At 43.4% G+C, this 23981-nt stretch carries 28 protein-coding genes and 1 riboswitch; of the genes, 5 read left to right on the forward strand and 23 right to left on the reverse strand.

Annotated elements, in window-relative coordinates:
* Positions 1–3: 3 nt before the first annotated feature.
* Complete coding sequence (locus N8M93_RS20700) at positions 4–471, reverse strand: low molecular weight protein-tyrosine-phosphatase (protein WP_261134550.1); 468 nt, start codon at positions 469–471, stop codon at positions 4–6.
* Between the two features lie 135 nt (positions 472–606).
* On the opposite strand from N8M93_RS20700, the gene N8M93_RS20705 reads away from it, so the two are divergent.
* Positions 607–1965 carry a sodium:alanine symporter family protein gene (locus N8M93_RS20705; protein WP_261134551.1) on the forward strand — a complete coding sequence of 453 codons (1359 nt, stop codon included), beginning with the start codon at positions 607–609 and terminating at the stop codon, positions 1963–1965.
* A gap of 268 nt (positions 1966–2233) precedes the next feature.
* Here the strand turns inward: N8M93_RS20705 and N8M93_RS20710 are convergent, their stop codons facing one another.
* From N8M93_RS20710 to N8M93_RS20785, 16 genes are all read right to left on the reverse strand, one after another.
* Entirely contained in the window at positions 2234–2671 is a 438-nt protein-coding gene (locus N8M93_RS20710) for a secondary thiamine-phosphate synthase enzyme YjbQ (RefSeq protein ID WP_261134552.1), read from the reverse strand.
* Entirely contained in the window at positions 2638–3687 is a 1050-nt protein-coding gene (rsgA, locus tag N8M93_RS20715; RefSeq protein WP_396125748.1) for a ribosome small subunit-dependent GTPase A, read from the reverse strand. Before rsgA ends, N8M93_RS20710 begins: the two co-directional genes overlap by 34 nt.
* A gap of 515 nt (positions 3688–4202) precedes the next feature.
* Entirely contained in the window at positions 4203–5120 is a 918-nt protein-coding gene (locus tag N8M93_RS20720; protein WP_261134553.1) for a type II secretion system F family protein, read from the reverse strand.
* A 4-nt stretch (positions 5121–5124) separates the two neighbouring features.
* The gene (locus tag N8M93_RS20725; protein ID WP_261134554.1) at positions 5125–6084 is read right to left on the reverse strand and encodes a type II secretion system F family protein; all 960 of its coding nucleotides are present in this window, start codon (positions 6082–6084) and stop codon (positions 5125–5127) included.
* Positions 6084–7517, reverse strand: a complete 1434-nt coding sequence (locus tag N8M93_RS20730; protein ID WP_261134555.1) for a CpaF family protein — start codon at positions 7515–7517, stop codon at positions 6084–6086. Before N8M93_RS20730 ends, N8M93_RS20725 begins: the two co-directional genes overlap by 1 nt.
* Positions 7514–8377, reverse strand: a complete 864-nt coding sequence (locus N8M93_RS20735; protein WP_261134556.1) for an AAA family ATPase — start codon at positions 8375–8377, stop codon at positions 7514–7516. The genes N8M93_RS20730 and N8M93_RS20735 overlap by 4 nt, the downstream gene beginning before the upstream one ends.
* Complete coding sequence (gene cpaB, locus N8M93_RS20740) at positions 8367–9047, reverse strand: Flp pilus assembly protein CpaB (RefSeq protein WP_261134557.1); 681 nt, start codon at positions 9045–9047, stop codon at positions 8367–8369. Before cpaB ends, N8M93_RS20735 begins: the two co-directional genes overlap by 11 nt.
* Before the next feature lie 9 nt (positions 9048–9056).
* A complete protein-coding gene (locus N8M93_RS20745) occupies positions 9057–9980 on the reverse strand; it encodes a pilus assembly protein TadG-related protein (RefSeq protein WP_261134558.1) in 924 nt (307 codons plus the stop codon).
* A gap of 14 nt (positions 9981–9994) precedes the next feature.
* A complete protein-coding gene (locus N8M93_RS20750; RefSeq protein ID WP_261134559.1) occupies positions 9995–10378 on the reverse strand; it encodes a TadE/TadG family type IV pilus assembly protein in 384 nt (127 codons plus the stop codon).
* Positions 10375–10890, reverse strand: a complete 516-nt coding sequence (locus N8M93_RS20755; RefSeq protein ID WP_261134561.1) for a prepilin peptidase — start codon at positions 10888–10890, stop codon at positions 10375–10377. Before N8M93_RS20755 ends, N8M93_RS20750 begins: the two co-directional genes overlap by 4 nt.
* A gap of 66 nt (positions 10891–10956) precedes the next feature.
* Positions 10957–11148 (reverse strand): Flp family type IVb pilin, encoded by a 192-nt coding sequence (locus N8M93_RS20760; protein WP_396125750.1) that lies wholly within the window; start codon positions 11146–11148, stop codon positions 10957–10959.
* On the reverse strand, positions 11148–11510 hold the full coding sequence (locus N8M93_RS20765; RefSeq protein ID WP_261134562.1) for a DUF192 domain-containing protein: 363 nt from the start codon (positions 11508–11510) through the stop codon (positions 11148–11150). Before N8M93_RS20765 ends, N8M93_RS20760 begins: the two co-directional genes overlap by 1 nt.
* An 84-nt stretch (positions 11511–11594) precedes the next feature.
* Positions 11595–11681, reverse strand: a riboswitch (cyclic di-GMP riboswitch).
* Positions 11682–12143: 462 nt separating this feature from the next.
* The gene (locus tag N8M93_RS20770) at positions 12144–12701 is read right to left on the reverse strand and encodes a GNAT family N-acetyltransferase (RefSeq protein ID WP_261134563.1); all 558 of its coding nucleotides are present in this window, start codon (positions 12699–12701) and stop codon (positions 12144–12146) included.
* Between the two features lie 12 nt (positions 12702–12713).
* Positions 12714–13031, reverse strand: a complete 318-nt coding sequence (locus tag N8M93_RS20775; protein ID WP_221568525.1) for a YbjQ family protein — start codon at positions 13029–13031, stop codon at positions 12714–12716.
* Positions 13012–13215 (reverse strand): hypothetical protein, encoded by a 204-nt coding sequence (locus N8M93_RS20780; RefSeq protein WP_261134564.1) that lies wholly within the window; start codon positions 13213–13215, stop codon positions 13012–13014. Before N8M93_RS20780 ends, N8M93_RS20775 begins: the two co-directional genes overlap by 20 nt.
* Before the next feature lie 3 nt (positions 13216–13218).
* Positions 13219–13764, reverse strand: coding sequence for a hypothetical protein (locus N8M93_RS20785; protein ID WP_261134565.1), 546 nt, complete (start codon positions 13762–13764; stop codon positions 13219–13221).
* A 934-nt stretch (positions 13765–14698) separates the two neighbouring features.
* Here N8M93_RS20785 and N8M93_RS20790 point away from each other — a divergent pair.
* From N8M93_RS20790 to N8M93_RS20800, 3 genes are read left to right on the forward strand one after another with little or no spacing between them, the layout of a single operon-like run.
* Positions 14699–15448, forward strand: coding sequence for a metal ABC transporter ATP-binding protein (locus tag N8M93_RS20790; RefSeq protein ID WP_261134566.1), 750 nt, complete (start codon positions 14699–14701; stop codon positions 15446–15448).
* Positions 15445–16302 (forward strand): metal ABC transporter permease, encoded by an 858-nt coding sequence (locus tag N8M93_RS20795; protein ID WP_261134567.1) that lies wholly within the window; start codon positions 15445–15447, stop codon positions 16300–16302. The genes N8M93_RS20790 and N8M93_RS20795 overlap by 4 nt, the downstream gene beginning before the upstream one ends.
* 18 nt (positions 16303–16320) lie before the next feature.
* Complete coding sequence (locus N8M93_RS20800; RefSeq protein ID WP_261134568.1) at positions 16321–17256, forward strand: metal ABC transporter substrate-binding protein; 936 nt, start codon at positions 16321–16323, stop codon at positions 17254–17256.
* 35 nt (positions 17257–17291) lie between these two features.
* Here N8M93_RS20800 and N8M93_RS20805 read toward each other — a convergent pair whose 3' ends face one another.
* Together N8M93_RS20805 and N8M93_RS20810 are read right to left on the reverse strand one after the other, a co-directional pair.
* Positions 17292–17885, reverse strand: a complete 594-nt coding sequence (locus N8M93_RS20805; RefSeq protein ID WP_314728317.1) for an HD domain-containing protein — start codon at positions 17883–17885, stop codon at positions 17292–17294.
* A gap of 38 nt (positions 17886–17923) precedes the next feature.
* Positions 17924–18412 carry a redoxin domain-containing protein gene (locus N8M93_RS20810; RefSeq protein WP_314728318.1) on the reverse strand — a complete coding sequence of 163 codons (489 nt, stop codon included), beginning with the start codon at positions 18410–18412 and terminating at the stop codon, positions 17924–17926.
* Positions 18413–18567: 155 nt separating this feature from the next.
* Here N8M93_RS20810 and N8M93_RS20815 point away from each other — a divergent pair, with 155 nt between their 5' ends.
* Positions 18568–18939, forward strand: coding sequence for a cbb3-type cytochrome c oxidase subunit I (locus N8M93_RS20815; protein ID WP_261134570.1), 372 nt, complete (start codon positions 18568–18570; stop codon positions 18937–18939).
* A gap of 45 nt (positions 18940–18984) precedes the next feature.
* Here the strand turns inward: N8M93_RS20815 and N8M93_RS20820 are convergent, their stop codons facing one another.
* From N8M93_RS20820 to N8M93_RS20835, 4 genes are all read right to left on the reverse strand, one after another.
* Complete coding sequence (locus N8M93_RS20820; protein WP_261134571.1) at positions 18985–20292, reverse strand: lysine N(6)-hydroxylase/L-ornithine N(5)-oxygenase family protein; 1308 nt, start codon at positions 20290–20292, stop codon at positions 18985–18987.
* A gap of 395 nt (positions 20293–20687) precedes the next feature.
* The gene (locus N8M93_RS20825; protein ID WP_261134572.1) at positions 20688–22784 is read right to left on the reverse strand and encodes a penicillin-binding protein 2; all 2097 of its coding nucleotides are present in this window, start codon (positions 22782–22784) and stop codon (positions 20688–20690) included.
* 167 nt (positions 22785–22951) lie between these two features.
* Entirely contained in the window at positions 22952–23404 is a 453-nt protein-coding gene (locus N8M93_RS20830) for a hypothetical protein (RefSeq protein WP_261134573.1), read from the reverse strand.
* Positions 23405–23434: 30 nt separating this feature from the next.
* On the reverse strand, positions 23435–23981 hold a 547-nt coding region (locus N8M93_RS20835; protein WP_261134575.1), incomplete at its 5' end, for an RNA-guided endonuclease TnpB family protein.

A 23981-nucleotide genomic window follows, 5' to 3' on the forward strand; every position in this document is an offset into this window, starting at 1 on the left:
GGTTCATCTTAAGAGCCGGTTCTTTTTCATTTTCCGGATAAAATGTTCACACCCAACTGTAATCAAGTCGAACGCCTTATCAAACTCCCCTGTGATATATGGATCCGGAATATCGTCTTCCTTTAAATCCTCGGCAAAATCAAGGAGTCTGGCCATCATCCCTGCTTCCCGCATACCCGCAAGACGGTGCAATTCACCCAGGGTTTCAGCATCCATCGCAAGGATGTAGTCGAAATCTTCCAGATCTTCTGCCTCGACCTTTCTGCTTTCCTTTTCCTTAAGAGCAATCTTCTTTTTGGCAAGCAATTCGACAGTATCCTCATGTGGAAAATCCCCGATATGCCAGTCGCTAGTCGCCGCTGAATCGACGTCAACGTTGATTCCCTCATTTTTACAAATTTCATTTAAAACCGCTTCTGCGATCGGTGCACGGCAAATACCACCAGAAGATACAAATAAGACTTTTTTCACAGATTCTCTTCCCTCCTCTTCTTCCATATTTCGTTTTTTTGTGAGCTTGTCCCTATTTTTTCTCGGATAAAAGGCATGTTTCCTCCTTTTGCAGAATATTAAAATAGAGACAACATATAGATAGGAGGAATTCAGATGACTCAATTTGAAGCGTTTTTAGGGGATGTAAGCGGTTGGGTATGGGGGCCCTGGCTGCTCATATTGCTTGTCGGAACGGGTATTTTCCTGACGCTGCGGCTTAGCTTCCTACAGTTTTCATTACTACCTTATTCTTTGAAATTGGCTTTCACAAAAAAGCAGGACAAAAAATCTGAAGGGGATATTTCCCACTTCCAGGCACTGATGACTGCGCTTGCAGCAACAATCGGTACAGGTAACATCGCCGGGGTTGCTACGGCTGTGTTCATCGGAGGTCCTGGAGCTGTCCTCTGGATGTGGCTCAGTGCGCTTTTCGGTATGGCAACCAAGTATGCCGAAGCTATTTTAGCTGTAAAATATCGTGTCAAAAACAAAGATGGTGAGATGTCCGGAGGTCCGATGTACTACCTCGACAAAGGACTGAACGCCAAATGGCTTGGTGTCCTTTTTGCATTCTTCGGGGCATTCGCCGCATTCGGGATCGGAAATATGGTCCAATCGAACTCTGTTGCAGATGCTGTACAAACGACATTCAATGTCCCTGGCTGGGCAACTGGGTTGATCTTGATGGTATTGACAGGGCTCGTCATCCTCGGCGGAATCAAGAGTATCGGCCGCGTGGTAGCTTACCTCGTTCCTTTCATGGCTCTTTTTTATGTCGTGGGCGGATTAGTGATCTTGTTCATGAACCTCGATCTTGTTCCGAGTGCTGTCGGCCTGATTTTCAGTGATGCCTTTACAGGTGAAGCTGTTGCAGGTGGTGCTTTAGGTGCCGTCATCCGCTGGGGTGTCGCACGCGGAGTCTTCTCAAACGAAGCTGGTCTGGGTTCAGCACCGATTGCGGCCGCTGCAGCAAGAACTGACTACCCTGCGCGCCAGGCGCTCGTTTCCATGACACAGGTGTTCATCGATACGATCGTCGTCTGTTCGATTACAGGAATCACGCTTGTCATGGGTGATATGTATAAAGGGGATTTGAATGGTGCCGCCCTTACGACGGAAACGTTCCGAAGCTTCTTAGGCGCGCCAGGTGCCTTGATCGTCACGATCGGCATTATTTTGTTCGCATACTCGACTGTATTAGGATGGTCCTATTACGGGGAAAAATGTTTCTCTTACCTGTTCGGAGACAATTCAGTGAAATTCTACAGGCTGCTGTTTGTGCTTGCCGTATTCGTCGGCACAACTGTCTCGCTTAACGTCGTCTGGACGCTTGCTGATATCTTCAACGGCTTGATGGCAATTCCGAACTTGATTGGACTCCTCGGTCTATCCGGTGTAGTCGTTGCTGAAACGAAACGATTCCTTGCAGCGAAAAAGGAAGAAGAACAAAAGCAAACATCGGAATCAGCATAGTATCTTTAAAAAAGAAGCAAATGGCGAACATGCCGTTTGCTTCTCTTTGATTGCGTCACTTTCCAAATCACCGATATTTTTCGAGTTTGCACCGATAAAATTCAAAATTGCTACGATAAAATCTCGAATTGTATCTAAACAATACAGAGAGGACTCACCAGCCCGGTGAGTCCTCTCTTTTACATTTAAAGAAAGTATAAATACTTTCTTCAATATAAGGGCAACTAAGGCTCAGCCAGCGCTATGGCTTGGCTTTGCCAAGTTTTCTTTAACCTTCCATGATTTTTACATAGTAGTTACGTGTCCGCGGGCCATCGAATTCGCAGAAATAAATGCCTTGCCATGTACCCAGGATCAGTTCTCCATCCTCGATGATCACCATTTGCGAGCTTCCTACCGTACTCGCCTTCATATGGGATGCTGAATTTCCTTCTGCATGCTTGTATTTTGCATGTTCCCATGGATAGACTTCATCCAATCTCATCAGCATATCGTGTTTCACATCAGGATCTGCATTTTCATTGATCGTGATACCTGCGGTCGTATGAGCACAATAAATATAAGCCACACCATTCGCAATCCTGCTTTTTTTGATCAGTTCTTTTACAGTGGATGACACATCAAGCATTTCATCCCGGCTATGTGTTTCTATGGACTGTTTGTAGAGCATCGCTACCTCCTCATGCTTTTCGTTATCTTTTTCCATTTCGCCTTCTCTTCAAGCTTTGCTTTCTGATCATTTTTCCGTTCAAGATAAGCAAGCTCTCGTTGCAATTTTTTATAGGATGCATATCTTTCTTCCGGCAGTTCACCGGAATCGATGGCTGCTTTCACCGCGCATCCTGGCTCATTTCCATGCTGGCAATCCCTGAACTTACAAGTCTCAGCAAGTGCCTCGACATCCCGGAAGCTTTCGGATAACCCATCATTCGTATTCCACAATTGAAGCTCTCTCATACCCGGCGTATCGATCAATAATCCTCCCTGCGGCATGAGGAACAGTTCCCGGTGCGTCGTCGTATGCATCCCTTTATCGTCGCCTTCCCGGATTTCCTTCACCTTCTGGATTTCTTCTCCATACAGTCGGTTCACCAGTGTCGATTTCCCTGCACCTGATGAGCCGAGCAGCGCCACAGTTTTTCCTTCTGTCAGATAAGGCGTGATTTCATCAATCCCATCACCCGTTTCTGAACTGATGATATGGACCGGCAATCCGAAAGCGACGGTTTCTACTTCATTTACCCGTTCCTGCACATTTTCACACAGGTCAGCCTTACTGAGCACAATCACCGGATTTGCCCCGCTTTCCCACGCCATCAACAGGTATCGCTCAATCCGCCGTACATTGAAATCCTTATTCAGCGCATTCACTAAAAACACCGTATCGATGTTCGTGGCGATGATCTGTTCTTCTGTAGTGAGCCCGGCTATTTTCCGTGAAAATTTACTCGTCCTCGGCAGGATCGAGTGGATGGTAGCTGCCCGATCATTTTGGCGTATCTGACACATGACCCAATCTCCTACCGCTGGATAATCTTCACGTTGGGTCGCTTCAAAATTCATCTTTCCGGAAATGGAGCCGCGGATTTCGCCGTGCTCTGTCAGCAACGTGTACATCCCCTTATGCTCCAATGCGACTCTTCCGGGTTCGTATCCTTTTTCAGTCCATTCCGTTGCTTGTTCCATACGTTCTTCATTAAAACCTAGTTGTTGTAAATTCAATTCAATTTCCTCCTATTATTTGAACAATATAAGAAAACTTGGTAAAGCCAAGCCTTATTGCTGGCTGAGCATTAATTGTCCTTATATTGAAGAAAGTATTTATACTTTCTTTAAATGAAATTTAAAAACCACCGGAAATCACCCGATGGTCTCATTAATAAATTTGATAAATAAAAAACCACAGGCCGCGCACAGCCCATGGATCTGTTCATTAATAATAGAAAGAAATTTGGATAAAAGTTCATTAAGTTGACTAATCAGAAACAAGAAGTTCGAGGCACGACAGTTTCGAGGACCAAAGCGTATTTAATAATACGTGAGGACCGGAGAAACCGAGTAACGAAGAAATTCGATGTTTATCATTAGGTGACTTTAATGAACATCCATAACCAGGGGCTGTGCATCATATACAATTGGTGAGTAAGTCATTTCAATGAATTTGTACATAATACATAACCTCCTTCAAGTTCTTTAATCTGTTTCCATTATATGCTACCCATTTAAGAATGTAAATATTATTTACTGAATGCTTCAACAAATTGGATGATTGCCGGTCCTAATAGGACGATGAACAAACTTGGAAAAATGAACAATACAAGCGGGAAAAGCATTTTGACCGGTGCTTTCATCGCTTCCTGCTCAGCACGCTGTTTCCGTTGATCGCGCACTTCTTCAGATTGGACACGCAGGACATTCACCATCCCGATTCCGAGCTTTTCAGCCTGTAGAATACTGCTGATCAAGATGTTGATTTCATCTACGGTTAGACGCTCCCTCACTCCACGCAACGCTTCCCGCCGTGTTTTTCCTAAGCGGATTTCTTCAAGACAGCGGTGGAATTCCGTCGATAAGACTCCTTCCTTTTTTGAAACGACCTTACTTAGAGCACCGTCAAATCCGAGTCCCGCTTCAAGGCTGACCGTCAGCAGATCCAGTACATCCGGAAGCTCTCGTAATGCGGATTGCGAACGAGCTTTCATTTTACTCTTCAAATAATATGGAGGAAGGATGATCGCAACAAGCATCGCAAATGCCACGGATAAAATGATTCCCCCCAAATCGAAACCTGATAATGCTCCCCACCCTCCCGCTAAAAATGGGATGATCAAGATCAGACCGAGCTGGATAAGGCGATACTCAAACGTCGTCATGCCAAATGGATTTCCTGCTTGAAGCAATTTCACTTCAAGCTTGTCTTGTTTCTCCCCTTGCATCTTTTTCTTGAATCCTCTGCGGAAGTCTTTCCAAAGCGGGCTCAGCAAGCGGACATGTAATGGTTTTGCTGTGGCATCATTCTCATCTACCTCAGCTTCGACTTTTTTACCGACAAAAGCATCCAATCTCCGTTTTACAGGTTCTCTTCTTTCGCTTCGATAAACGTAAATGGAATAAAGAAATAACGTAACCGCAGCGAAGAAACTGATATACATCATCTCTTTACACCTCAATCGTCGTTACTTTTCTAATTAATATAAATCCGATGATTCCAGAAATAAGACCGGCCCCCAACAGGCCCATACCAATGATATGCGTGAACAATGTAGCGATGTACTCCGGTTCGATCAGATAAAGAACCAACCCTAAAATAAGAGGAAGCAACCCGATGACGATACCGGAAAGCTTTCCCTGTGCGGTAAGGGTGCTGATCTGTCTCTGGATTTTCGTACGATCCCGAATGGTCTGTACGATTTTATCAAGGACAGTCGCTAAATTGCCTCCAACCTGCCTTTGGATCAAGATCGCTTGGATCATCAGTTCCAAGTCTTCACTCGGCATCCGCTCATATAATTCATTCAATGAATCCTCAAGCGAACTGCCGTATTGCATTTCCTTCAACACAAAACCGATTTCACTGCTGATCGGGTCATCGGCTTCTTCGACTACCGTTTGAAGCGCTTGCGGAAAACTGAATCCTGCACGTAACGAGCCAACCACCGTCGAGATCATATCCGCTAGTCCATCATTGAACTTTTGAATCCGTTTCTTTTCCTTTTTCTTTATCCACATGATCGGCAGCATATAGCCTCCTGCAACACCGATGATCAGCATCAGGATACTGCCCGATATAAGGAAAAGAAGTCCCGCAGCTAACGCGGTTGCAATCCAACGGAACAGGATGAACTCTTCCGGCTTCAATGGAACACCGGCTCTACGCAGCATGCTTTCAAGCTTTTTGCTTTTCTTTTTCGAGACCTTCGAGCGCAGTCGCTGTTTTGATAATTGGATTTCCACGAATAAATTGAATTTCTTACGCCCCAATTTGGATTTGTTGTAGTTTGACAAATAATAATTCATCCGTTTGGTCATACGTTTGTCTGACAGAAATGTCATGTGGAAAATCGCATAAAAGAATAAAAAGGAAGTGAAGGATGCCAATACGATCAAATAATAATGCATCAGCCCCAGTCCTCCTCAGAAACAAACACACTTGGAGGAATGTCGAGTCCGGATCGCTCCAACAAGTCATAAAATTTCGGACGCACACCCGTCGGTACTAATCTGCCTTTGATCTTCCCTTCTGCATCAATACCATCCTGCTGATATTCAAAAATGTCCTGCAAGACGATGACATCCCCTTCAAGACCCTGGACTTCGGTGATCTTCGTAATTTTTCTCGTACCATCCTTCAAACGGGACTGCTGGATGATTAGGTCGATTGCGCCTGAAATCTGTTCTCGTATCGCTTTCACTGGAAGTTCCACCCCTGCAAGCAATACCATCGTCTCAAGACGTGAAATCATATCCCGCGGGCTGTTCGAGTGACCTGTGGCTAAGGATCCGTCATGACCCGTGTTCATCGCCTGGAGCATATCGAGAGCCTCAGCTCCACGGACCTCCCCGATGACGATCCGGTCAGGACGCATACGCAATGAGTTCCGAACGAGATCCCGGATTGCGATTTGCCCTTTTCCTTCTATATTAGGAGGACGCGATTCAAGCGATATGACGTGCGGCTGTCCAAGCTGCAATTCAGCCGCATCCTCAATCGTGACGATCCGTTCATCATCAAAAATGAACGAAGAAAGGACATTCAGCGTCGTCGTCTTACCTGAGCCCGTCCCCCCAGAAACAAAAATATTGAGCCGTGCTTTTACGCACGCTTCAATGAAGGTCGCCATTTCACGAGTCAACGTACCGAAAGAAATCAGGTCATCAATCTTGAACGGGTCTGCAGCAAACTTCCGGATCGTAAGCGTTGGTCCGTTCAATGCCAGCGGTGGAATGATTGCGTTCACACGCGATCCGTCCGGTAAACGTGCATCGACCATCGGAGAACTTTCATCAATCCGTCGTCCGAGCGGGGATACGATCTTTTCGATGATGTTCATGACATGTTCATCATCCCGAAAACGGATACCTGTCAACATCAGTTTCCCTTTACGCTCGATGTAGACCATTCCAGGACCATTGACCATAACCTCTGTTACTTCAGGATCCATTAGCAACGGATTGATAGGACCGAACCCAGTCAGATCATGCGTAAGTTCTTCGACGACCTTCTTCCGATCGATCGCGCCTCGGAACTGCTCATCCTCTTTTATGATCTCAACCGCCATCGCATCCAATTTTGGAATGATCGTTTCGACGTCGTCGTTATTGTTCATTTCTTCTAATATTTTTTTATGTAATCGATTTTTCAGTTCTTGATGCTTATTGAACTTCTGTTGCTCTTTTTCTTGTACTTTATCATCCTTCACTTGTTTCTTTTGCGGGCGGAAGCTGGAGACGATATCCGGTTTCGGGCTGGTAGGTTCGCTCTGAACTTCTACTTGCCCGCCATTATTGATCTTTTCCTGGTTTTTCGCTTTGACCTTTTGAAGTAGACTCACACTTTCCCCTCCTTGCTTCGTTTAGACCTTTGAAAGATTTTAGAAAGGAATGAAGACTCAGCAGATTCATAGACTTTGATCTCCCGTCTTGACGTAAGCTGCTCTGCCATCTTCATGACTGCCTTCGTAAGCTCGGTTTTTCCCTGGTTCACGACAAATGGGATTCCGATATTCAACGATTGGGAGGCGATTTGAAAATCATTCGGAATATATTGAAGCTCCGAATCTTCTAAAATATCAGGGACATCAGAGGCGTTGATGACACTTTCCATCGTTGAGCGATTGACCACCGTCGTCACTTTTTCCTTCAAATCGATCGCATCAAGCGTTTCCAGCATCAGTTTCGTATTTTTCAATGTCGACATTTCCAGATTCGTCAGCATTAAGATTTGATCTGCTTTTTCAAGCAATGGCAGCGTCTGATCCTGCAAGCCTACCCCGGTATCTACGACGACATAATCGAACTGTGAAAGCATGAGATCGAGAATCTTGCTGATATTCTCCTTCGTCACAAGCTCTGAGTACTCTGGCCGGTCTGGTGCAGAAAGGACACGGACCCCGCTTTCATGTCTGCTGAAATAGCTTTCGAGTGTGACTTCGTCTATGTCGTTGATATCCTCGATGACATCCTTCATCGTAAAAGCAGATTGTAAGTCCATGGCAAGCCCGACATCCCCAAACATATAGTCGCCATCGAGCACCCCGACTTTTATGCTCTTTTTACATAATGCAACGGCCAAGTTGACCGTCATGATTGTACGGCCAACTCCACCTTTCGCACTGCATACGGCGATCATCTCTCCGCGTTTTCTTTTTTGTGTCTCAGATCTTTCATTTTTTTCAACGGTGTTAGTTGTCATCCGAAGCAGCCCCCTCATCAGCTTTAACTCTGCTTCTTAATGCGATATGTAACGGTCCTGATTCAGTCGCGTTTGCAAGTTTCACAGCTTCATTCGGCATCACTTCAAGCGTAACAGAAGTATATTCGACGAACTCTTCACCCTCAGTCGTTTCAACCATGCGTCGTCCAACCGCTAGGACTGTTACATTCTCGACTACGATCTTTGAAACGAGTTTGTCTTTTTCTTTCACTGTGTTGATGACATCGACTTGATCTTCAGGCTCAAGTAAATTCGATACGGATTGTGGCAAATTCACCCCGACTGAGACAGCTCGGAAACCATCACGGATCTTGCGTGAAACGAACAATTCTTCCTGTTTTGAGGTTTGAAGATGGTTCGTCAACATCGCTTCTCCCTGTGCAATATCAGCTGTTGAAAATTGTCCCACAGCTGTATCAAGGTTCGTAACTGTATTCGTGTGGATTCCTTCCTCCGGCATCAGCCTGGTTTCCAACATATCCTTGGTAATCGAGACATTCCGCTTGATCTCTTGAGCCGCCACAACAACTTCTACTTTATTTTTATTAGCGACCGTCTGCGCATCATATTGCTTCATATAATTGAAAAAAAGCACCGTCGTGATGATTCCCATGATGACCGCTAGTGTTAATACAAGTTTTGACCTCACTATGTTCACCTACTCTGTTAGTCTGATTGCATAAGCTCCGAAATCTTCAATCGTGTTATCTATGAAACCAGTGTCTGTTTTACTGACGAATATTCCTTTGATTTCATCACTGTGTTTATCTATCGGTTCCGTAATGTAAAAATGTGCGAATCCAACTATTTTGATGGATTTCAATTGGTTCTGATCATCATCCTCAGGGTCATATATCGGGATCAACAAAATCCTTTCGCAATCACGCGGATTCGCCCCGTCCTTCATTTCCTCTTCTGTCACAGTACATTGGTTGACAAGATCGTTAATTATACTTCTTGTGGCAGCTATGTTTCCTGTTTGAGTCTCGATAATATCGCCAATTTTTACGGACCCTTCATAACCATTCCGAAGATTCTTTTTATAAGTGTCTGCCCCTGGACCTCCTAAGGCAAGAATACCGAAGAAACCCGTATCATTATCATGAGGACCCACCTTCAAGGTGTATTCCTGATATGGCTGAGGATTGACAGACCTATCGATCCCAAGAGGCGCAACTCCAACGGCTTCTCCCATCGGTCCGATTTCAGCTGCAGCATGAACTTTCACTGGTACCGCCCCTTTTCCGAAGAGGGAAGAAAAGTACAATGGAACTTCCTTTACGAGATCGACACCAATTTTATCTTTCATATCGATTTTCACGTGCTCCAGAGTATTGAGCTCAGTATGCTCTGTAAGAACTTTGTTGACTACGTTGCGAACCTCAGTCTCATTTGTTGTCAATTCCTGAGCTCCTGATAAAGCAGCTGCGTTTGCAACCTTTTGAAGATGGCTTTTCGTCATGAACAACGATCCACCGTCAATGACAAGACCCATGATCGTGATTAAGGCTAACATGGCAAGTCCAATTAGAACGATTGAACTTCCAGCTTCTTCTCTAAATACTTTCAATTTTTTCTTCATAAAAACTTGCCTCCTCACTCCACTCTGATGGTCGAATCCGTTTTTATTAAGACTGGTGAAGGTAGTATTTTTGACATTAAGGGTGTAAGATAGTCTACCGGATACTGGAGAGTCACAGTCATGTAATCCCCTGACTCCCTTGTTGAATCATTAGGTGAAATGTTGACCTGCAGATCTGAAGAGTCACCAACATGAATGTAGTCTTTTGCGAAATTAGTGATGGCAGCATCATCTAGTCCTAGCCCGCCCAGACGGACGGACTCCTGTGTCGCTAATTGTAGATGCATATATGTATACATGATCCTGCCGAAATCAAAGATCCCCATCAAAATAAGTAACAGCAATGGTAAAACGAGTGCCATTTCCACCATGGATTGTCCTTTTTCATTTTTGATCATGAAATCCACGCCTTCCCGACAAAACTAAGAATCGCTCCTCCAGCAATCGCTACCCCATATGGATAGGTTGTTTTCATTGAATCTTTTGTTAAAGCTAAAGGAACCTTTAGACCGTTCTTTTTGGCATATAGCCAGTGGAAGTAATATTTCAATCGCTTGAGCGCTCCTCCGTTGAAAATAATGACGCCAAGTGCCAGAAAGCCGCCAAGCAACGCCATATAGATGGAAGTATTTAAAACGAATGCTGGGCCTTTCAACGCTCCGATCAGCGAAAGAAGCTTCATATCCCCAGCTCCCATCCCTCCCATGAAGTAAGGAATTAACAGGATACAAAATCCTAATAGGAAACCTAATATGGATGTACCTAAGCCCGACATACCATTTAACATAAGATGCAAGATGAAAGAAATTATGAGTGCAGGAAAAATCACCTTATTGTAAATGAGCCGTTTACGGATATCGGTTATGACGCAAATGATCAGGACGGTGAGTAAAACAATATCGAAAATCATTCGATCACCTCATTTCTTTTAAAAAAGGTTGGCTCCTCGATCCGAGCCAACCCTGTAGTGATTAATTTATTCTGTTGTACTCGCTTCAGTAGGACGAGAGTCAATCGCATCAACTGCTTCTTTGAATAACTCCTCAATTTCCCCTCTAAAAGTAATTAGAATTCCTACAACCGCTACTGCAATAACACCCAATACCAATCCATACTCAGTCATACCTTGTCCTTGTTCTTCTGTGATCAATGCTTTTAATTTTTCCATTATGATACTCGCTCCTTTAGATTTTTTATTTGGACGGTTTGTCCAGGTTCGATTTTCGTCTTGTGGATGGTTCCTGCTGGTATCTCGATGACAGACGTAGTCCCTTTGTGATGTTTTCCAATCTCTCCGGGACGGACGTAGCTTTCAGCTGCAACGATTTCATAGTCATCATTGAGATAAAGCACGTCGATTTCGTATTTCATAAAATACGTATGGATCGATCGACAGGGTTGTATGTGGACGGCATAACCTTCGGGAAATGATGAGGTAAACATGAGTCCTTTTAATCTTTTGAAAAATGAATATGCGGGAATGACTTTCTCCGCGATGACGATCCCGTTTGACTGGTTAATGAGTTCCACGGTTCCACCTCCTCCTTCAACAAAAAATACCCTGCCTTTACCGAAAGCAGGGTCATGCGCAAAACAAAAACACCCCTTGGATCTTTCGGTAACTGGCTGGCTTAGTGCACGTGCACCTTAGCCCCTGTAGTTTTGCGCCCCTGGCTTTCACCAGTTTTGCCTTTATCGAGATTCAGCGATGTTTGTCGTTGAATCCGATATTTTGTAACTTCATCATACGAAATGGAAATTTTTAATACATCAGTCAATATTATTAAATTTTTCTGAACATTTAGTGGATACTTGTTACTAAAATGGAAGAATTAGCATTACTATAGTTTGTCGTTACATGTAATATATTGGTAATTAATTTACGTTAACTAGGTAATTAGGTTCATTTTCAAACCTTTTACTTAAAAGTTTTTAAAACAGAACGATATATGTTCTAATAAAGGTTGAAAAGACACCCCCATATACTTTATACCTAAACCTTTTTCCTGGTCCGAAAGATTCTTTTCTAATTTTCATCTTAAAAAGATCATAGATAATCAGAATCAGAAACGACAATACATGAAGGACTAACCGCTCTGTTTTTAACAAGTAAAAGACTCCCCTTTTGAAAGGAGAGTCCGCTTTATGTTTTAAATTGTAAGATCAGGGTATATCCAATGCTTCTTTGGCTTCCTCGATTTTCGGTTCGTCTTTCAACATAAGCATCATCAATGATTCATCATAGTAGTAGTCATTGATTTTGAGCGAGCGTCTTTCCAGACCATATTCTTCAAATCCCAACTTTTCATACGACCGGATGGCTGATCGGTTTTCCGACATCACCGTCAGAAGAATCTGTTCCAAATCCTTTATTTTCTTTGCTTCTTCCACCAAAAATTGTAGAAGCTTGAACCCGATGCCGTTTCTTTGAAAATGCTTTGCGACATACACTCCTACGATATCGCCTTTATGTTTCGTTTTGTTTCGTTCTCTTTGCAAAAACGTACCGATTCCAACAAGTTCCCTATCGTAATAAGCGCCAGCTGTAAAATGCGTATCAGGATTCTGACCTCTTAATCGTTTTGCCACTTGTTCAGCTTCTCTTTCAATCTCTTCTTCATAAGAAGAGGCAAAAGCTTCAGGAAACTTTTGCAGTCCTTCCAATCTCAGTCTAAAATAATCCTCGGCATCTTCTGGTGTCAGTTTTCGAATCTCGATCATGACTTTCCCCCTCTATTCGTTGATTTTCACTGCTGTTCCATACGCTACGATTTCCGAAGCGTTTGCCATGACAGAAGACGTTTGCAGACGACAGGCTACGATTGCATTCGCGCCTTTTGCTTTTGCATCCTCTACCATTCTTGAAATCGCGATTTTACGGGCTTGTTCCATCATTTCGTTGTATTCCTGGATTTCGCCCCCTATGATCGTCTTCAGTCCTGCGAGAATATCTTTTCCAACATGCTTAGCCTGAATGGTACTCCCTTTTACAAACCCTTTCAACTCGATGACTTCTTTACCAGGAACAGAATCAGTAGTCACTATAATCATTGTTGTTTTCCCCCTCTTTTTCTTTAATCCGTTCAATAATCAATAAAATGAAAAGTGCTAGAATGGCAATTCCGTAAATGACGAACAACAAGATCGATACCCAGAAATTGAAAAACAGGAAAACGACTGCTGCTCCCTGGAAAACGATCGTCAAAAGTAATATGAGTGATTTATATTTGGACATTTTTCACCTCATCAAAGACAAGCATTTCTGAATTCGTTGTTTCACCATTTCAGGTAAAGGTTGATCGAAAGCCCTCTTCAGTAACGGAGGATTCTCGACGCCATTTTCTTTCCAATAAGATTCGATAAAGTCCGCTTTTTCCCCTTTTTTCGGGATCAATTGATAAAGGACAAACCAATCCTCCAGGAACGTATATGGAATGTTTTCCTTATGATCGGCAATCGATTCTTCGTCCAATGTCAACTCATAGACGCCTGAATCATGTTCAATAGCAAAACCAGCCATGAAATCGATTGTTACATCTTCAATTTGATAGGTGGTAAAATGTTTCGTTTTATATGGCGATTTCGTCTCGCTTGTCAACTTTTCAGCTATACGATCCAATACACCCATCGCTTTTTCCGAATCTTCAACAGCGATCACAAGATCCACATCACCCGGACGGACATCCAGACCATGTTCATACAGAACATGTGACCCGCCGATCCCCCATAGGACTCCTTTTTTATTTAATTCCTGTGAAAGTCTTTCTATAACAACCTTTTGCATTAAATCACTCCTTACTGACTTATCGATCTAAAAGTCAATGGCATCATCTATCCACTCTTTGTAACACAAGCTATCAATAAGAAGAGGTAAACTCTTACAGTAAAAATCGCCAGCCATGGAGGTGGGAAGCTTGAGTGTCAGGCTTAAACCGACAAATTAAACTGCATTTACAGAAACATACGATCTAACTGTCGAGAAGGTTCCAGTTGACCTGAAAAAACCCCTCTTGCTGTCCCGTAAAGTGTTGTTTTGGGACAGCTGAGCTTGAAATACGCCTTTTGCTGTCCCGTAAAGTGTTGTTTTGGGACAGCTGATCCTGAAATATCCCTCTTGCTGTCCCGTAAAGTGTTGTTTTGGGACAGCTGAGCTCGAAATACCCCTCTTGCTGTCCCGTAAAGTGTTGTTTTGGGACAGCTGATCCTGAAATACCCCTCTTGCTGTCCCGTAAAGTGTTGTTTTGGGACAACTGAGCTTGAAATACGCCTTTTGCTGTCCCGTAAAGTGTTGTTTTGGGACAGCTGATCCTGAAATATCCCTCTTGCTGTCCCGTAAAGTGTTGTTGTGGGACAGCTGAGCACGAAATACCCCATTTGCTGTCCCGTAAAACACTGTTTAGAGCTTTACAATAAGGCTAACCAGAATTGTGCCCTTTTGCTCCCGGATGAGCCATTTCCTCCAATGAGCTTATCTTTTGTCGAAAAGTTACGCAAAGTTTTCTGTTGACATTCAGATTCGAATGATTTAAGTTTTGTGTATAGGAAACATTTTTATAAGCAGGCATATATTATGACTATCACTAAAAGTCATTTTTATTTTTTAGGCAAAAGTTGCCCGAGCGCAACTTTTATACACAAGGTGAATGTTGTTAGTTACGCACACAAGCATCGAAGCATATAAAGAATGAAAGACTGTTAAAAGGAAGGAGTGTGACAGAATGTCAAATGCTTTAACCGTCAATAATTTGAACGTTTCTTATCTCGGTAACGTCGCTTTAACAGACGTCTCGTTTCAATTAGATGAAGGAGCTCTTGTCGGAATCATCGGTCCTAATGGAGCTGGAAAATCGACTTTGATCAAAGCGATGATGGGGCTGATTCCATCCGAAACGGGTAAAGTCGAAGTCCTTGGAAAACCAGTGAAAAAAGTAAGGAAGAAAATCGCATACGTACCGCAACGGAATGATATCGATTGGGATTTTCCGATTCAAGTCCTTGATGCTGTCATGATTGGAACGTATCCGCATCTCGGTCTGTTCAAACGCCCGAAAAAGAAAGAACGTGAGTGGGCGTACCAATGTCTAGAACGAGTCGGTATGCAGGATTACAGTAAGAGGCAGATTGGAGAGCTATCAGGAGGACAGCAGCAGCGGGTCTTCTTAGCAAGAGCACTCGCCCAACAGGCAGACCTGTTCTTTTTAGATGAACCATTTGTCGGAGTCGATGTTTCAAGCGAAAACACGATTATGGAAATCTTAAAAGAACTGCAGAAAGAAGGGAAAACAACGCTGGTCGTCCACCATGACCTCAGTAAAGCAAATGTGTATTTCGATGAATTGATCTTATTGAACAAAGAGCTGATCGCAAAAGGTGACGTGATCGACGTACTAGATGCCAACACGATTTCAAAAGCGTATGGTAATCCGCTCGCATTCATGAATAACGAAATGGGAGTGAATCAGGCATGAACTTCATAGAAGCCATCATCCACTACGAATTTTTACAGAAAGCATTGATCACTTCCGTCATGGTAGGAGTAATCTGCGGTGTCATCGGTTGTTTCATCATCTTAAGAGGAATGGCCTTGATGGGAGATGCGATTTCCCACGCTGTCCTGCCAGGTGTCGCAATCTCTTATATGCTCGGTATCAACTTCTTTTTCGGAGCAGTATTCACTGGCGTATTGACCGCCATCGGAATCGGATTTGTCAGTCAGAACAGCCGCCTGAAGAACGATACGGCCATCGGGATCCTGTTCACCTTTGCGTTTGCCGCCGGGATCATTTTGATAACATTCATGAAAAGCAGCACAGACTTGTACCACATTCTATTCGGTAACGTACTAGCGGTCCGCCCATCAGACATGTGGGTCACGTTGATCATCGGGATCCTTGTCATCGCAGGCGTTTATTTCTTTTACAAGGAACTGCTCGTCACTTCCTTCGACGCAACGATGGCTTCAGCTTATGGACTATCGACGAAATTGATCCATTACCTATTGATGACGATGCTTACGATGGTGACAGTCGCTTCTTTACAGACAGTGGGAATCGTCCTGGTTGTAGCGATGCTGATCACTCCAGCAGCCACGGCATACCTTTTGACTGATCGTTTATGGGTAATGATCTATCTTTCAGCAGGATTCGGTGTCTTCGCTTCTGTTGTCGGATTGTATTACAGTTTCATCTATAATCTTCCTTCTGGCGCAACAATCGTACTCGTATCAACAACAATGTTCATAGCAGTGTTCTTGTTCTCACCAAGACACGGCTTCATTCGAAAAGTCATTAAATCAAGAAAAAGAGCTTCATTAGCGAACTAGAGAGGGGAACATGAAAAAATGCTCAAGAAAACGTATTTTCTTTTTGTAGGGGTGTTGATGGCGCTGTTACTTGCAGCTTGCAGCACGAATCTTGAAGAACCACCTGATAATGATAAGCTTCAAGTTGTGACGACCTATTCCATCCTTCAGGATATGGTCAAAAATGTAGGCGGGGATAAGGTCCAGGTCCATAGTATGGTGAAAATCGGAGCTAATCCGCATGAATACGACCCCCTTCCAGAAGACGTCAGTAAAACAGCCGATGCAGATGCTGTCTTCTATAATGGTTTAAACCTTGAAGCCGGAAATTCTTGGTTTGAAAAATTACTCGGTACAACTGGAAAAGATGGTGAAGACGCACCTGTATTCAGATTAAGCGAAGGTGTCGAGCCGAAATACTTAACGACGAAGGGTAAAGAGGGAGAAGAGGATCCTCACGCATGGCTTGATATTTCCAACGGGATCAAGTATGTCGAGAATGTGAGAGATGGTCTCATCAAGGTCGATCCTGAAAATAAAGAAACTTATGAAAAGAATGCAGAAGAATATATAAGCAAACTGGAAAAGCTGCACGAAGAAGCGAAGACCAGTTTCAATGAGATTCCGAAAGAAAAACGGTATCTGGTTACAAGTGAAGGTGCATTCAAATACTTCAGTGCTGCCTATGACATTGAAGCGGGTTACATTTGGGAAATCAACGCTGAAAATCAAGGTTCACCGGACCAAATCCGACAGGTAGTCGACCTGATCAAAGAAAAAGATGTCAAAGTACTCTTCCTTGAAACGAGTATCGACGCTCGAAGTATGGAAACCGTTTCCCGTGAAACCGGTGTACCGATCGGAGGTAAAGTTTTCACCGACTCCCTCGGGAAACCTGGTGAAGATGGAGACACCTACCTCGACATGATGAAATGGAACATCGATACGATCAGAGAACAACTGAACGAACATTAAAGCTGAAGGGATGGCTCGTCGTGGGCCATCCCTTTTCAATCCTTCAAATATCCACTTTCTACCGCATCTTCAATGACCGCCTGGGCATATTCCCACAGGGCATCTGACCCTTCGGCAATCGTTTCATTGCGCTTCATGACCTGTTCTTTTTTGATGTTGTGCTTTTTCCATGCAACACCTTCCGTTGCGAAGTTGAGGAGCATTGGGTGCAGACGATCCAGTGCCGCCGAAAATTTTGCTTCAGGAGTTTCCCTGTCCTCAAATTCCCGCCAGAGTGCATAGACCATATCAGCTTGATCATCCGGTAAAATCGAGAAGATTCGCTCTGCAGCCTGTTCTTCCCTTTCGTCCTTATCTTCATAGCCTTTTTCATCATACGCAAAGGTGTCCCCTGCATCGATTTCTACCAGGTCGTGAATGAGGAGCATCTTGATGACATGCAGCGTGTCGATGTCCTTTTCATTGGCATACTCATCAAGAATAAATGCCATCACAGCTAAATGCCATGAATGTTCAGCATCGTTCTCCTGACGCACTTCTCCTGTGATATGAGTTTGCCTGAGTACATTCTTCAGCTTATCGATTTCGATCAAAAATCCCATCTGCTGCTGTAAACGAGTGATATCCAAAACCTTATCCCCCCTCTGTTTCTCATTTCTCCTCTAAATTATACACAAAGATGTTTGCAATGAGAAAAGACATCGAGGTATTGATTGCGATCATTCGCGTCAAACTCTGTATTTTCGTATCGGAGAATCCCTTCTTTATCCACCAAAAATACCGATCGTTTTGCAGTCTGGTTTTCCTCGTTCAAGACACCATAATCCCTGGCCGTTTTCTTGAACCAATCTGATAAAAGCGGATAGGGCAATGTTCCAAGACTGGCAGCAAATACATTGTGCGCGTAGATGTGATCGACACTGATCGCAAGAAGTTCTGTATCCGAATTCTGGAACTCTTTGAAATCCTCTTTCCAAGAGGTGATTTCCTTAATTCAACCAGGGGTGAAATCCAACGGATAAAAAGCGACTAAGACATGCTTCTTCCCTTTAAATTGGGATAAGCTGATTTTCTCTCCGGTTGTAGACGCCAGGTTGAAATCTGGAGCGGCTTGTCCTACTTCCAATGATACTCCCATTCGAGAACCCTCCTTCATTTGCTACGTTTCCTTTAAAGTATCCCTTTATTTCAAAGCTCTAAACATTGGGTTTCGATTCGCTAAGTCATTCGTCCCTCTCCTAAAGTGCTAAATATCATAGGCGACTCGTATATATTACTGTTAGGAAAATTTTATTAGGAAGGTGGAATCGTATGAGTATTAAATTGATTAAAATTTCAGCGGTCTACTTCGGGCTCGGTGTGCTGATTGGAATGTACATGTCCATGGAGCATGCGTTCAGCTTAACCCCAGTGCATGCACACATCAATTTGCTCGGATGGACGGCACTCACACTGGCCGGTATCATCTATCATCTTTTTCCTAAAGCCGCAGAAACACGGCTGGCCAAAATTCATTTTTGGGGTCACAATATAGGGCTCCCGGTCATGATGGCTGGCCTTACCCTTTTCGTTTATGGACATGAGCAATTCGAGCCTGCAATTGGAGTGGGTGCGACCATCACCGTCATCAGCATCCTGCTGTTTGTGATCAACATTTTGAAAAATGTAAAAGCGGAAAGTTAAGAATTCTCCGATGAAAGAGGTGCCCCAGACCTGGTGCACCTCTTTTTATTTCGATTCAAACTGTTGGAAAACAGTGTCATGGGAAACTTTATAAAGTTCCTTACCCGCAATTTTATTAATGATTTTCTGATTTCGGTACACGGACAATCCAAGGTTTGTCGCCCCTGCACCATGGGAATGCTCCAGATTCGTCAATGTAAAAATATGATTCGGCCGATCATCCTTGAACTTCAAGCGATAATCGAAAGTCACCTTATAGCGTTTTTCATCCTCCCATTCGATTTCATTACTGATTTTTTCAAACCACTCAGGAATATGCGGCTTGTAACCTGTCGCGATGACAACTTTTTCCGAAAGGTGTGTAAACCGTTCATCCTTTTGCCATTGGTGACAGGCTAGCTGATAACCCGGACCTTCCTTTGCAGGCTTGATTTTCGTCACTTCTGTCAAGGGTTGGATCGTCACCTTCTTTGCATCTTCGTCAACGGACCGATGATATAGTAGATCATAAATTTGCTTCAGTGTTTCAGGATCAATTCCTTTCCGGAGCTGCCCGAGTGTTGAAAGGGCATCCTTCCGATCCTCAAAAGATAATTGGTGAAAGTAAGCGATATAGTCAGGTGAAAAGACCTCCTGCCCAAGTTTGGCCGACTCCAGTTGCATGAACCCTGCCGAACGCGTATACCAGGTCAGTTCATAGCCCTTTTTATCCTGATCGAGTAACAATTCGTAAAATACTTCAGCAGCACTTTGCCCCGACCCGATGACAGTAACTGAACCTGAATCCTTCGCCTCCTCCTCGTAAAATCGGTATTGGCTGGAATGAAAGACATCTTCAGATGAGCATCCTTCTGTATCCATCGGCACCATCGGAACACTTCCCGTACCCATGACGATATGACGGGCATGGAACTTCTCGATTGCCTGAGTTTCGGTATCATTGACATGGACCTCATAAAGCTGTTCGTCCTTTATGTATTCGACTCCCACGATCCTCTTTTCGAACAAACAACTTTCCAGATTCGATGCAACCCATGCCGCATAATCACTATATTCACGCCTCGGGATATCGAATCGATTGAAAAAGTAGAATTTAAAAAGGCGGTCCTTTTCATGAAGATAATTCAAAAAGGTATGGGGACTTCTCGGATCTGCCAGCGTGACCAGGTCTGCGAGGAATGGAACCTGAAGGTCAGAACCCTCTAGCAACATCCCCGGATGCCATTCGAACTTCGATGTTTGATCGAAAAACAGAGCATCCAGCTCATCAATTGGATCGATCAAGGCTGCTAACCCCAGGTTGAACGGTCCAATCCCGATACCGATCATGTCGTAAACTTTTTTACTATTCATATTGCCACGTCCTTTACTTTGACTAGTACGATAACCGTTGTTTCAAGAAACCTTGGTATAGCTAAGCCTTTGGGGCAGGCTGAGCCATAGTTGCGTTTATACTAAAGAAAATATTTTCATACTTTCTTTAAGTGGAACAAACGTTTGATTGAATCCAAAGTCCTTGTTGGAGAGCGAAAAAAAAACATTTAATCAAACATTTGATTGAGTATTAAAATGATTGTCGAATTGGTCCTCCTCCATTAAGCAAACGATTGATTGAACGATCCTAAATCATATCGATGCTAGTTTTAGTGTGTCTAATAGGATAAATTCAAATCTCTTTCTATATTTTCACTTAATGAACTACCCTTAAACAAAAAGATCGACACCCTCCAGGATGTCGATCATACCATTTATTCTTCACTTGTTTCTTCCGATTCCGCATCAGTTGCTTCATCATCTTCTGCTTCCGTATCTTCAGGTGTATATCCTTCATTGTATGCTTTTACAATCTCGTCAACAATCTCGACGTTCACATGCCCACTGTTGAGATTAGGGACAACAACAGAAAAGGCGACTTCTGGATTATCGTACGGTGCATATCCTATGAAGGTCAGGTTGTAAGCACCTGGGCCTTGTTGTCTTTGGGCTGTTCCTGTCTTACCTGCTATCATAGTATCATTCAATTCACGAGCAGTTCCTCTTGAACCGTGCGTTACCATGTAAAATCCTTCTTTTACACGGTTGATTTCTTCTTTTGTGTTATCGATTCTGTTAATCACTTTCGTATCAAACTCGGATACGAGGGGTCCAAGTTCATCTGTTCCTGTTGAATAACGAACTTCTTTCAATAAATGCGGTTGGACTCTATACCCCCCATTTGCAACAGTAGATGCATACTGTGCCATTTGGATGGGTGTGTACGTATCGTACTGCCCAATCGTATAATATAGAATCATTCCAGGATTTATGGGGATCCCACCTTCATATCCAAGTGCTTCTTCTGGAAGGTCAATTCCCGTTTTTACACCTAAACCAACAGAACTATAGACACCTTTTAATTTATTAAAAGTCTCTTTAAACTTAGCAGTGTTTGCAGATCCACTTAGCGAGTACGTACTTCCAGAGTAGGGGAATCTAAGACCAGCATATTGACCAATACCAATTCCCATATATACGTTAGAGGATTGCTCCAAAGCCTGTTTATCATTAACCACACCGATTCTATTTCCACCATACGAACTGAATTCATTTCCTTTTGGTCCGCCTCTCAGTGCAATAGGTTGATCATTAATAACTGGAGCCCCTCCCATTTGGTGCATTGCGAGTACAGTAGCTCCTTTGACGGTCGATCCCATTTCGAACGCTTTTTGCAGTGTAGCATAGGAGTCATCCGTGAACTTTCCGTTCTCATATTCTCTACCTACCATAGCGAGGACTTCTCCAGAGTTCGGGTCCATCATGACAACATAAGCACTATTTACCGGGCCATCGCCTCTGCCGCGTGCTAGTGAAATCTTCTCTTCTAAAATTTTTCCGATTTTATTTTGTAGATTCATATCAACCGACAAAACGAGGTCATGGCCGCGTGTTCCTGTTGAAATTTCAGGTGCTCCGATTGGCTTTCCGTCTTTCGTGGTCGTGAATGTATAAGTTTTATCTTGCCCTTTTAATAGCCCTTCATATTGGGTTTCAAGGTAGCTCGTTCCGACGAGATTATTTCTTGCGTATCCTTTTAAGAGATAATGATCGACTCGGTCGGCTGGAATCGACTTGATACTCCCAAAGAAAAATTCGTTACCTTTTGGGTAAGCTCGTGTTGCCGTAGATGAAATGCCAAACCGTCCTTCAAGTTCACCAAGGTGCTCGCCGATAACGGCCATTTCCTTTTCAGTCAAATCCGTTTTCACAAACGTGACATCCAGGTTGGTTGCACGGTCCAGTTCCCTTTTGACGGCGAGGATTTGTTCATGCTCTTCATCCTCTTTTAGTGGTTTAAGGTCCTCTTCCGTAATCCGATCGAGGACTAATCTATATTTTTCACTATCCTCAATCTCTTTTGAGTTCAACTCTTCTTCTGTCAATTTCATTTCGTATGCTTTGAATGCTCCTGCTGGTGTTTTACCTTGCTTGAGAACCCAATAATCCTGCCAGTCTCTCTTCGTAATTTTTTTGGTCGGCATGTGGACCAACGAAGCAATTTTCTCAGCATATTCCAAATGCTCTTCTGATGATGTTCCCTGGATACGTATATATGTCAATGCGAATGAAGGGATGTTTGTGACCACTAGCTCCCCGTGCCGGTCAAACATTTTCCCTCGCTCTGTCTGCACAGAGGCTTCTATATTCGTCGTCATTTCCGATTGCGTCTTGAAGTATTCCCCGTTCACTATTTGGACGAACCCTAGTCTGATGATCAATATGGTAAATAAAATAAACACAACCATAAAAAGCAGGTTGAGCCTTGCTGGGAGGAATTTTTTCTTCTTCTTTTTATTTTCATTATCCACCCAATCACTCCCCTTTTTAACTCGATATTCTAATACTATTATAGACGCTTTTTCATGGTAAATGTTGCATTTATGTATTATTTTTTACAAACACATGTCAAAAAACGAAAAAGAATACTTAAGTCCTAGACAAAAAAACCGCCTCTTTTCAGAGACAGTTTCAACGTTCAGTATCCAAGGATTTCCTGCTTCTTCTCAACATGAGGTTTGATCAATTGCGCTTTTTCATCCCAGACGAAAACGACTCCAGCTCTTGGCAAAACCCAGCGATCGATCTCCACTTTAATGATATCATTCGGCAGCTTGCTGATTGCTTCCGCATCATCAAAGAACGGGATCGCGACCACATCAACCTTTTCATGGATATGGGTGAACAGGATATCCACCGAATAGGTCGGCTCTGAGATGGTGGCGATGAATTTCTTCTGAGATTTCAGCTGAGGCATCTGGAAGATGATTTTAAACTTATGCTCCGTATTCTCTTCCACTTTAATCAAGTCTGGAAGATGGAAATGCAGATAAAAACCTTCAATTTCCTGATCATTCCGGACTGTGTACGGAATCTCTTCATCATTGAATTCAAAACGGAAGCTCACACCTTCGAGATCAGGGTGTGCCATCACCCTTCCTAAGACAGGGCTTATAGCCTCTTAGGCTGATCGACTTTGACCATCGACCACAGGTGCATGACGAATATTCATCGCCCCCACCCGATCCCGGTGGGTGTGGTAGCCACACCGGCATTTGTACGAACGGTCTTTACTTTTGTTTCGATTTCCGCATGATGGACAGGTTTGACTCGTGTATTTGGGATCGACATACTCGACTTTGATTCCTGCGAGCGTTGCTTTGTATTCGATGAAGGACGCTAAACGATAAAAGGACCAGGTATGAAGGTTCTTTGTATTTTTACGGCTTGTTTTTGCCGTTTGGCGAATATTTGCCAACTTTTCTAATCGTATAATTGACACATTATGTTTGACTGCGAAATCGACAATTTGCCGACTCACCTTATGGTCCTGGTCTTTCATCCAGCGTTGCTCTTTATTATGGAGCTTTCTGATGGCGGGGAGCTTTTTCTTTCGTCCGAGCTTTTGTCGTTTGGATTTGAACATCCGACGAACATACTTGTTTCGTCTTCCGTTTCCAAAAAAACAGGTCTTCTCGTCTTCGGTGACCGCAACAGCAGGGACTTTC

This window comes from Bacillus sp. Marseille-Q3570 (assembly GCF_946151055.1).
Taxonomy (GTDB): Bacteria; Bacillota; Bacilli; order Bacillales; family Fictibacillaceae; genus Pseudalkalibacillus.

What these genes read in the sequence shown, in the direction of transcription:
- N8M93_RS20705 (WP_261134551.1), top strand. Translation starts at nt 607, where the DNA reads ATGACTCAATTTGAAGCGTTTTTAGGGGATGTAAGCGGTTGGGTATGG.
- N8M93_RS20710 (WP_261134552.1), bottom strand. Translation starts at nt 2,671, where the DNA reads ATGGAAAAAGATAACGAAAAGCATGAGGAGGTAGCGATGCTCTACAAA.
- N8M93_RS20720 (WP_261134553.1), bottom strand. Translation starts at nt 5,120, where the DNA reads ATGATGTATATCAGTTTCTTCGCTGCGGTTACGTTATTTCTTTATTCC.
- N8M93_RS20725 (WP_261134554.1), bottom strand. Translation starts at nt 6,084, where the DNA reads ATGCATTATTATTTGATCGTATTGGCATCCTTCACTTCCTTTTTATTC.
- N8M93_RS20735 (WP_261134556.1), bottom strand. Translation starts at nt 8,377, where the DNA reads ATGACAACTAACACCGTTGAAAAAAATGAAAGATCTGAGACACAAAAA.
- N8M93_RS20745 (WP_261134558.1), bottom strand. Translation starts at nt 9,980, where the DNA reads ATGAAGAAAAAATTGAAAGTATTTAGAGAAGAAGCTGGAAGTTCAATC.
- N8M93_RS20750 (WP_261134559.1), bottom strand. Translation starts at nt 10,378, where the DNA reads ATGATCAAAAATGAAAAAGGACAATCCATGGTGGAAATGGCACTCGTT.
- N8M93_RS20755 (WP_261134561.1), bottom strand. Translation starts at nt 10,890, where the DNA reads ATGATTTTCGATATTGTTTTACTCACCGTCCTGATCATTTGCGTCATA.
- N8M93_RS20760 (WP_396125750.1), bottom strand. Translation starts at nt 11,148, where the DNA reads ATGGAAAAATTAAAAGCATTGATCACAGAAGAACAAGGACAAGGTATG.
- N8M93_RS20770 (WP_261134563.1), bottom strand. Translation starts at nt 12,701, where the DNA reads ATGATCGAGATTCGAAAACTGACACCAGAAGATGCCGAGGATTATTTT.
- N8M93_RS20775 (WP_221568525.1), bottom strand. Translation starts at nt 13,031, where the DNA reads ATGATTATAGTGACTACTGATTCTGTTCCTGGTAAAGAAGTCATCGAG.
- N8M93_RS20780 (WP_261134564.1), bottom strand. Translation starts at nt 13,215, where the DNA reads ATGTCCAAATATAAATCACTCATATTACTTTTGACGATCGTTTTCCAG.
- N8M93_RS20785 (WP_261134565.1), bottom strand. Translation starts at nt 13,764, where the DNA reads ATGCAAAAGGTTGTTATAGAAAGACTTTCACAGGAATTAAATAAAAAA.
- N8M93_RS20790 (WP_261134566.1), top strand. Translation starts at nt 14,699, where the DNA reads ATGTCAAATGCTTTAACCGTCAATAATTTGAACGTTTCTTATCTCGGT.
- N8M93_RS20795 (WP_261134567.1), top strand. Translation starts at nt 15,445, where the DNA reads ATGAACTTCATAGAAGCCATCATCCACTACGAATTTTTACAGAAAGCA.
- N8M93_RS20800 (WP_261134568.1), top strand. Translation starts at nt 16,321, where the DNA reads ATGCTCAAGAAAACGTATTTTCTTTTTGTAGGGGTGTTGATGGCGCTG.
- N8M93_RS20815 (WP_261134570.1), top strand. Translation starts at nt 18,568, where the DNA reads ATGAGTATTAAATTGATTAAAATTTCAGCGGTCTACTTCGGGCTCGGT.
- N8M93_RS20820 (WP_261134571.1), bottom strand. Translation starts at nt 20,292, where the DNA reads ATGAATAGTAAAAAAGTTTACGACATGATCGGTATCGGGATTGGACCG.
- N8M93_RS20830 (WP_261134573.1), bottom strand. Translation starts at nt 23,404, where the DNA reads ATGGCACACCCTGATCTCGAAGGTGTGAGCTTCCGTTTTGAATTCAAT.